The sequence below is a fragment of the Nostoc sp. NMS2 genome (genome assembly GCF_017115105.1).
Taxonomy (GTDB): Bacteria; Cyanobacteriota; Cyanobacteriia; order Cyanobacteriales; family Nostocaceae; genus Nostoc.
In genome coordinates, this window is sequence record NZ_JABXKH010000051.1 from 1 (window position 1) to 8,695 (window position 8,695).

General features: G+C 42.1%; 7 protein-coding genes. All 7 read left to right on the plus strand.

The features are described 5' to 3' along the window. The first annotated feature begins 433 nt into the window (after positions 1-433). The 7 genes from HWQ36_RS09510 to HWQ36_RS09540 all read left to right on the plus strand — a co-directional run bounded on the left by HWQ36_RS09510 (position 434) and on the right by HWQ36_RS09540 (position 8,420). Positions 434-1,567: a substrate-binding domain-containing protein gene (locus HWQ36_RS09510; RefSeq protein ID WP_292701128.1), complete on the plus strand. Its 1,134-nt coding sequence runs from the start codon at positions 434-436 to the stop codon at positions 1,565-1,567. Between the two features lie 485 nt (positions 1,568-2,052). After that, positions 2,053-3,009, plus strand: coding sequence for a nitrogenase iron protein (gene nifH / locus HWQ36_RS09515; protein WP_174709898.1), 957 nt, complete (start codon positions 2,053-2,055; stop codon positions 3,007-3,009). Positions 3,010-3,586: 577 nt separating this feature from the next. Then, complete coding sequence (gene nifE, locus HWQ36_RS09520; RefSeq protein WP_292701136.1) at positions 3,587-5,029, plus strand: nitrogenase iron-molybdenum cofactor biosynthesis protein NifE; 1,443 nt, start codon at positions 3,587-3,589, stop codon at positions 5,027-5,029. Further along, positions 5,029-6,339: a nitrogenase iron-molybdenum cofactor biosynthesis protein NifN gene (nifN, locus tag HWQ36_RS09525; protein ID WP_292701139.1), complete on the plus strand. Its 1,311-nt coding sequence runs from the start codon at positions 5,029-5,031 to the stop codon at positions 6,337-6,339. The genes nifE and nifN overlap by 1 nt, the downstream gene beginning before the upstream one ends. Before the next feature lie 198 nt (positions 6,340-6,537). Further along, complete coding sequence (locus tag HWQ36_RS09530; protein WP_292701142.1) at positions 6,538-7,479, plus strand: type I restriction endonuclease; 942 nt, start codon at positions 6,538-6,540, stop codon at positions 7,477-7,479. A gap of 84 nt (positions 7,480-7,563) precedes the next feature. Beyond that, positions 7,564-7,932 (plus strand): hypothetical protein, encoded by a 369-nt coding sequence (locus tag HWQ36_RS09535; protein WP_292701144.1) that lies wholly within the window; start codon positions 7,564-7,566, stop codon positions 7,930-7,932. A gap of 125 nt (positions 7,933-8,057) precedes the next feature. Then, on the plus strand, positions 8,058-8,420 hold the full coding sequence (locus HWQ36_RS09540) for a hypothetical protein (protein WP_292701147.1): 363 nt from the start codon (positions 8,058-8,060) through the stop codon (positions 8,418-8,420). The last annotated feature ends 275 nt before the right edge of the window (positions 8,421-8,695 follow it).

Below are 8,695 nucleotides of genomic sequence, written 5' to 3' on the forward strand. Positions count from 1 at the left end.
GTTTCTGTTTTGGCTGCGGCTCTCCCAAACTCAGACCCTCTGCCATAATCCCTCTGTCAATAGGGTTTGAGACGCGCTAACCCTGGTAAGATTTACCCCAAAGAGCTCTCATTGGTTAGTAGTATGTTTTCTACGGCTTGCATTACTCGCCTATCAAGCATCAAAGCTGAAACTAATCTCTAAAACTGTATTGAATACTACTTTCTACCAACTAAATAAAGAGCAGGTAAAAAGTAACCATCCGCAAAAATAATTTGCGCTTGGCAAGCAAACTGGCAATTTCTGTGATAGTCTTTTTATATGGGGAATCAAGACAGCGAAAGCACAAAAACTCGTCAAAGAGAAATGATATAAACTCAAAGACCAGACTTTCGCCTTGGCAGATGCAATATTTAAATCCGCTACGGCTTTTTGAAACCAAGAGACAAAGCCAATGAAGCAGGATAGTGACCTCCGTAATAACTTGAAGTCGATTAGAACTCGCTTAGGCATGAGCCAACAAGATTTGGCTAACATCGCTAGTGTGACTCGTCAGACTATTAGTGGTGTAGAGTCGGGACTATATGCTCCCTCAGTAGCCATAACACTTCGCTTGGCCAAAGCGCTTGGCTGTCAAGTTGAGGATCTATTCTGGTTAGAGCGGGATTTACCTGAAATTGAAGCCGTTCTTGCCAAACCTGTTCCGAATGGTCAGCAACTACGAGTTAGTGTGGCTCGTGTGGGAGGACAATGGATAGCTTATCCCTTGATTGGTAAGGATGCTTTTCGCCAAGATATGATTCCAGCTGACGGTGAAAGTACAAGCCTTACAGGTACAAATAAAGTTCGAGTCCGTCTTTTAGACGATAATCTCGAAACACTTCACAACACCGTTGTGATTGCTGGTTGTGCCCCTGTTATTTCACTATGGGCAAGAGCCACCGAACGCTGGCATCCTCAACTGCGAGTTCAATATAACTTCGCCAATAGCATGGCTGCATTGCACAGTCTATGCAGAGGTGAGGCGCACATTGCTGGGATGCATCTGTACGATCCTGAAACTGGTGAGTATAATACTCCCTTTGTTCGAGATGTTCTGGCTGGGAGGGAAGCAGTTCTGATTACCCTTGGTGTCTGGGAGGAGGGACTTTTGTTAAAGTCTGGCAATCCAATGGGAATTAGAACAGTTACTGACTTAGTTGCTGGGGGAGCGACTATTGTTAACCGCGAAATAGGTTCTGGTAGTCGGATGCTTTTGGAACAAACACTCCAAAAGGAGCAGATACCGTTCGATGCTGTTCAGGGCTTTGACAATATACTCAAAACTCACCAAGATGTTGCTCAAGCTGTAGTCAGAGGAGTTGCCGATGCAGGTATAAGTACGGCATCTGTAGCTACCGCCTTTGGGCTGGGATTTATCCCTTTACATCGGTCACGATATGATTTGGTGATTCTTAAAGAATATTTAGAAGAAGCACCAGTACAGCAGTTGCTCAGTACTTTGGGACATCGGATGGTTCACTCCCAATTTGAAATTCTTGGCGGTTACGATATCAGCAAAATTGGGGAAGTTGTAGCAACTGTTTAGAGTGGATTGCAATGGTTGGTTGTGTGATTTAGGGAAACTTGGCGTAAATTTAAATCCTGCTGCAACCACTCTTTAGGTATGAGCAACCTTCTTTCTGATTACAACAACTGATAATGCTCAATTCGTAATTCGGATTTCAATTTGAGTTTCCGGCTTGGAATCTGTAGCTTTCTTTTTTCCAATTGGTATTACTACCGCTAGAGAAATCATTTGAGTGAGCGGATGGTAATACTTGCAATATTCCTTGAGTAATGTCTTATTGCTCTAGCCATTAGTCAGAAAAAACAATGACTAATGACCAACGAAAACTGACCACAACTTGAATATGTTCTTTCTTCGGACTCTTTTTGCTGTAGAACGAGCACCTCCAACGACGTTCTACATAAGGTCAAATTTTACAGCGCGATCGCCTTCGGTAGGCACACAGTACCAATGCCTGATAAACCGACAGACCCAGCAAACAAACAATTACAGGATTAATCATCATGTCCGACGGCAAAATTAGACAAATTGCTTTCTACGGTAAAGGCGGTATTGGGAAATCTACGACCTCCCAAAATACTCTCGCTTCTATGGCAGAAAAGGGTCAACGCATCTTGATTGTGGGTTGCGACCCCAAAGCTGACTCTACCCGATTGATTCTGCACTGTAAAGCCCAAACCACCGTGTTGCACCTAGCTGCTGAACGGGGTGCTGTGGAAGATATCGAACTTGAAGAAGTGGTAATCACTGGCTTCCGGGATATCAGATGCGTAGAATCTGGTGGGCCAGAACCTGGTGTAGGTTGCGCCGGTCGGGGTATCATCACTGCCATCAACTTCCTCGAAGAAAACGGCGCTTATTCAGACGTAGATTTCGTATCCTACGACGTATTGGGCGACGTTGTGTGTGGTGGTTTTGCGATGCCAATTCGTGAAGGTAAAGCCCAAGAAATCTACATCGTTACCTCTGGTGAAATGATGGCAATGTTTGCTGCCAACAACATTGCTCGTGGCGTTCTCAAATATGCTCATACTGGTGGTGTACGTTTGGGTGGGCTAATTTGTAACAGCCGTCAAACTGACCGAGAAGACGAACTGATTAGCACCCTAGCAGCCAGATTGAACACCCACATGATTCATTTCGTTCCGCGTGACAATATCGTGCAACACGCCGAATTGCGCCGGATGACAGTGAACGAGTATGCGCCTGACAGCAAACAAGCTAATGAATACCGTACATTAGCGGACAAGATTATCAACAATACAAATCTTACTGTTCCTACACCCATCGAGATGGATGAGCTAGAAGATTTGTTGATTGAGTTCGGCATCCTTGAAAGTGAAGAAAATGCTGCAAAAATGATTAGCCAAGCAGATGCTGCTAAGAAGCTAGAAGATGCTCAAGGCGAAGCACTAGAAGCAGTGAAAAAAGGAAACGTAGAAATAGTTTCTGGTAGCTAGAAGAAGTAAGTTTCTTGTTTAGACTCAAGTGCTAAACACAGAGTAAATATTTAGGTGGGCAAAAATAGCCCACCTCTCACATAAACAGTGCCTAGTGCTGAATAACGTTAGCGGATAGCTAAGGTTTAGCCCGTGCTGAGTCAAAAGTAAAATTAGACCGACTAAGCATCAAATTAGTTCTGAGTAGCGAGTGCTTCGTCTAAGAGTGGGAAGATTCATTAGTACTACTTATTCATTACTTTTTGCTTAGGACTCAGCACTCATCACTTTTGAAAAATCCTTTAAAATGGAGATAATCGAATAGCCGATCTTAACTTTTGTTTGTTTCAACTTCACCGTGCTAGCACTAATTTCTCAAGGTCGATACAGCAACATTAATACTTTAATAGTCTAGTTCGTGTTTTTGTTTTCTCCTTCTCTAACCTAGTTGGTGTTTATGTTTTGGGAAATGGGAAATTCTCTTGATCATTCCCTTTTGTTCCATACTTTAGACACACGGTTGATAAATTAAAATCATATCAAAGCCTTTTGGAATTCTCTTAACACCTAATAACTTCTACCTATTGTCACCAAAAAAATGAATCCTACCCCAGAAAAAATCAACGATTCACTCAGTGACTCCAATTCCGAAGATGCTCGTCAGCAGCAGAAACTACATAAAAAAAAGTCCTCCACACAATTACCCCAACCTGGAACTACTCAAGGAAGTTGCGCTTTTGATAGTGCAATGATTACCCTAGTACCAATCACCGATGCTGCTCATGTAGTTCACGGGCCGAGTGGATGTGCTGCCAGTATTTGGGGAAGTTACAGCAGTCTTTCTTCTGGTTCGATGCTGTACAAGATACGCTTTACTAGCGACATCGATGAAAACGATATAATCTTCGGTGGAGCCAAAAAACTGTACAAAGGCATTTTAGAATTACAAAGACGCTACAAACCGGCGGCAGTATTTGTTTACTCCACTTGCATCACTGCTTTGATCGGGGATGATATCGAGGGAGTTTGCAAAAATGCCACTGAGAAAACAGGAATACCTACTATCCCTGTACATTGCCCTGGATTTATTGGGAACCAAAATTTGGGCAACCGTGTTGCTGGTGAAGCAATGCTAGAACACGTTATTGGAACAGCCGAGCCAGACACTAGTACACCTTATGACATCAACCTAATTGGTGAACATAATATCGCAGGTGCAATATGGAATGTTTTACCGTTATTGGAGAAATTAGGTATTAGAGTTTTGGCAAAAATTACAGGCGATGCTATCTACAAAGAAGTTTGCTATGCCCATCGTGCCAAGCTTAACGTCATACTCTCCTCCAAAGCACTAATCAACGTGGTAAAAGGGATGGAAAAAAAATATGGCATTCCCTATATTGAAGAGTCTATCTATGGTATTGAGTCAATCAATCAATGTCTAAGGAATATTGCTGCAAAGTTAGGTAATTCTGATTTGCAGGAAGGTACAGAAAAGTTAATTGTAGAAGAAACTGCTGCAATAGATGAAAAACTCGCTCTGTATATTACCCGATTGCAAGGTAAGCGTATTATCCTTTCTATTGGAAGTTTCAAGAGTTGGTTGATTATCTTTGCTGCTAAGAAATTGGCGATGGAAGTTATTGCTATTCTGACTAAGAATAATATTGAGGAGGATAGAATTAGAGTCAAAAGTTTGCTGGGTCAACATGGCATAATTCTAGAGCAAAATAGTCCTGAAGAAATTTTACAGATAATTAACGAAAATCAAGCTGATATGTTAATTGCTGATAAACGCCATCAAGACACCTCTCTCACTGCTAGAATTCCATTCCTAGATATTAATCAAGAACGCAATCATCCTTATGCAGGCTATATAGGAATCTTAGAGGTAGCACGAGAACTGTATGCCGCTTTTTACAACCCTGTGTGGGAACAAGTATACCAGCCAGCCCCGTGGTCAGAGGATGAGGGAGTAGAGGAAGCAGGGAGAGAAATTACTTCCTCATCCCCCTTATCTTCTTCAGAGGAGGATATTTGATGGCGATTATTAGCGTTACGAGTACATCAGTTGCAGTTAATCCCCTGAAGCAAAGCCAAACTGTGGGTGCAGTTTTAGCCTTTTTGGGGTTGAAGGGAATGATGCCTTTATTACACGGTTCTCAAGGCTGTACTGCTTTGACTAAGGCGGTATTAGTACAACATTTCCGTCAGGCGATTCCCCTTTCCAGTACGGCGATGACCGAAGTTGCAACCATTTTGGGTGGCGAGGAAAGAGTTGAACAAGCAATCTTGACTTTGGTGCAGAGATCCAAACCAGAAATTATCGGTCTTTGTAGCACTGGACTGGTGGAAACCAGAGGTGATGACATGGGACGCTTTGTCAAGGAGATTCGCTACCGTCACCCAGAACTGGATTATTTACCAATTGTGCTTGTCTCTACACCGGATTTCAAAGGTACGTTACAGGATGGCTTTGCTGGTGCAGTTGAGAGTATAGTCAGGGAAATCCCCCAAAAAAGCTCTAAGCAAGACGCTTGTCCTACACAAATCACTATTTTGGCGAGTTCTGCCTTCACACCAGGGGATGTCCAGGAAATCAAAGAGATTGTCACTTCTTTTGGACTTGTACCTATTGTTGTACCTGACCTTTCTGGCTCATTAGATGGTCATATAGAAGATTCTTCTAGTGCCATTACAGCTAATGGCACTACATTGACACAGTTGCGCTCAATTGGTAGTTCTGTATTCACTTTGGCACTAGGTGATAGTATGCGCGGTGGGGCGCAAATTTTGGAGCAGAGATTCAATATACCTTATGAGGTATTTGGCGAATTGACGGGACTAGCAGCAGTAGATAAATTCCTGCAAGCATTGGCGGATATCAGTGGCGTCAGCGTACCACAGAAATACCGCCGTCAACGCCGTCAGTTACAATATATGATGTTGGAAAATCACTTTTACTTTGGGTGCAAGCGAGTTGCTTTGGCATTGGAACCCGATTTACTTTGGTCAACAGTTGCTTTTTTGCGATCGCTAGGAGTTCAGATTCACTCAGCAGTGACAACAACACGCTTTCCTCTGTTAGAAAAACTTCCGATCAAGAGCGTCACTATCGGCGATTTGGAAGACTTTGAGCAACTGGCGGTTGGATCTGATTTGCTAATTACCAACTCTCATGGAGTTGCGATCGCTCAACGCTTAAAAATTCCTCTCTACCGTCAAGGGATTCCCATTTTTGACCGCTTAGATCATGGTCAGTTCACCAAGGTTGGCTACCGAGGTACCATGCAACTTTTGTTTGATATTGGCAACCTGTTTTTAGAGCAGGAGATAAAGGTTAAGCATTAAACACAACCAACTCTAACTATTTATGAAATATTACCAATATTATTGGTAATATGTAGCACTAGATACAATCTCACCGATCAACTTCAGCTTTGATAGTTACTGAAAAGCCGTATACGTCCATTGGTGAATATACCAACCAATGTTCAGCAAACTAGGCGCGAGCTTCTGCATTGACTCAAATAAAATCTTCTACTGTTGATGAATCCAGCACAGCTAAAAAAAACAACTGCCAAAGCGAGTCGTGTTACAAAAAAACTTCGCCGCCGTTTTGATTCCATACAATCTGCGATGCCTGGGTTGGGCAAAGCGATCGCACCATATACGCTCACTTGGTTTGAGGTCATTGGCTACACAGTTTTATTAGAGCCAGACATTACTCTAGGTAAGCACCAGATAGGGCGGAGTAGTTATAGAGAGGTGGTTTTGTATCAGCGCCTCCATGACGCTTTGCAGAAAATTAACCCGAAAAAACCGCATGAGGCGATCGCCGCAGCTATCCATCAGGTTACTTACATTCCGAGTTCCGACTTGCTGGAAAATAACCGTCGCTTTCACAAATTCTTGACCAATGGTGTGGAAGTTGAATACCTGTATAACGAAGAAATAGTTCATGACTTTGTGTCGCTCATTGATACGTCTAATCTACTGAACAATGATTGGCTAGCTATTCATCCCTTGACTGTAGTTGAGGGGAGTTATACCCACTGTCCTGATGTAGTTGTCTTTATCAACGGTTTACCCTTGGCAGTTATTGTCTCGATTCAGCCAAGTGATGAACAGGCGATTTTCAAAGAAGGTTATCAGCGAATTCAAACCTACATTGAACAAATACCAAAGCTGTTTGACTACAATACATTCCTAGTTATTACTTATGGAAATCGGGCACGAGTCGGTACATTAACCTCAGACTGGCAGGAGTTTTTACCCTGGCGCACCATTGATGGAGAAGATTTTCCTGCCAAGGGCACAACTGAACTAGAGGTGCTGATTCAAGGCATTTTTGACAAACGGCGTTTCCTAGAGCAAGTATTGCACTTGATAGTGTTTGAGGAGAACGAAACCAGCATTAGTAAAAAATTGCTTCGCCGACCTTTTTGTACTACACAGTACCCCAAAAAATCTTCGCGCCAAGGCTGGTAAGTGCTGAGTTATCAGTGATTAGTAGAAAAACTAAATCACAATTCAAAATTCCCAATTGCTACTTTCAACATGAAAGTTATAACTATGAACACAAGTTGGTATGAACAAGAGCTAGTCAAAGAATTCAAAACGGTTATTGCTCATTCTTTCCCACAAGTTGAGGAATTGCTAAAACACTGTCATGTTAAACTCATCGAGTCTTATTGGGGAAGACCTCGTGTTCACTTTTTGCCATACTTCACAATTTATTGCCCTGACAATCTGATTGCTGCTGTCAAAGCCCAGATATCTATACTCAGAGAAGTAGCAGAATATGCAGGATTAGTTGAAGTTGTCTGCCTAAATGCTACGCATCTGCTGCGAGATCCGATGTCGAAGGTAAAGCAGACAGATCCGCGTTTGTGGTTAGAACTGCAATGGCTTGCAACACAAGAACAAGAACATTTACTATGATTTCCCGACTTTGGGTGCAACTACAAAAATGCTTGTTACGCCATCTTTGAATAGATGGCGTGATGAAAACACGCAGGAGCATTGTATTTTTTTGACTAATAATTCCCAATCCCTAGTTATTTGCTATGAATAAATCCCCCCTTCCCGCAGATGATTTGCCTCCAACTGGAGCGCCTATACTTAATGAGTTATTCTACAGACAACTAGAAGAAGCTACTTGCAGGCGATTTTATCAAGCCTGTGGCCCAATTATGCGAGTTTTACTATCAAATTGTCACTGGTATTTCAAGATAAATACTAGTCCTTTGATGTTACTCATTATCTGTTATGACATAGAAAGTTATTTGCATATAGTCGATGCTATTCCCCAGTTCATCAAAAAGTTGAAGCAGTTTTCCAATAAAGCCAAAATTCACCTTTTTTCACCAGATCATAAAGGAGAACCTTGGGAAATCCAGATTGAAGAAACATCGGATGATGAAGCCTAGTCAAGCAGGTGAATAGGCGAAAATTTGGTATTAACCAAGGCAGTAGTATTTCACTTTTTTAAGTGCTTACCCCTTATAAGCTGTTCCACATTTAAATTGCATAATTAGGGCGGGCTTTTCGGCCCAGACCACAAAAATTATAAAAATTTTAGATATGCAAACTAGATATGGTTTAGCTCACTATTCCATCAAAATTAAGCGCAGAGGATCTAAACGCACATATAGCGGTTATCAGTCTTCTGAAGTACAGTAGCAGCAGTGAGTAAACCAACCGA

Bases quoted from the DNA above. Each gene is read 5' to 3' on its own strand.
- HWQ36_RS09510 (WP_292701128.1), top strand. From the start codon at position 434: ATGAAGCAGGATAGTGACCTCCGTAATAACTTGAAGTCGATTAGAACT.
- nifH (WP_174709898.1), top strand. From the start codon at position 2,053: ATGTCCGACGGCAAAATTAGACAAATTGCTTTCTACGGTAAAGGCGGT.
- nifE (WP_292701136.1), top strand. From the start codon at position 3,587: ATGAATCCTACCCCAGAAAAAATCAACGATTCACTCAGTGACTCCAAT.
- nifN (WP_292701139.1), top strand. From the start codon at position 5,029: ATGGCGATTATTAGCGTTACGAGTACATCAGTTGCAGTTAATCCCCTG.
- HWQ36_RS09530 (WP_292701142.1), top strand. From the start codon at position 6,538: ATGAATCCAGCACAGCTAAAAAAAACAACTGCCAAAGCGAGTCGTGTT.
- HWQ36_RS09535 (WP_292701144.1), top strand. From the start codon at position 7,564: ATGAACACAAGTTGGTATGAACAAGAGCTAGTCAAAGAATTCAAAACG.
- HWQ36_RS09540 (WP_292701147.1), top strand. From the start codon at position 8,058: ATGAATAAATCCCCCCTTCCCGCAGATGATTTGCCTCCAACTGGAGCG.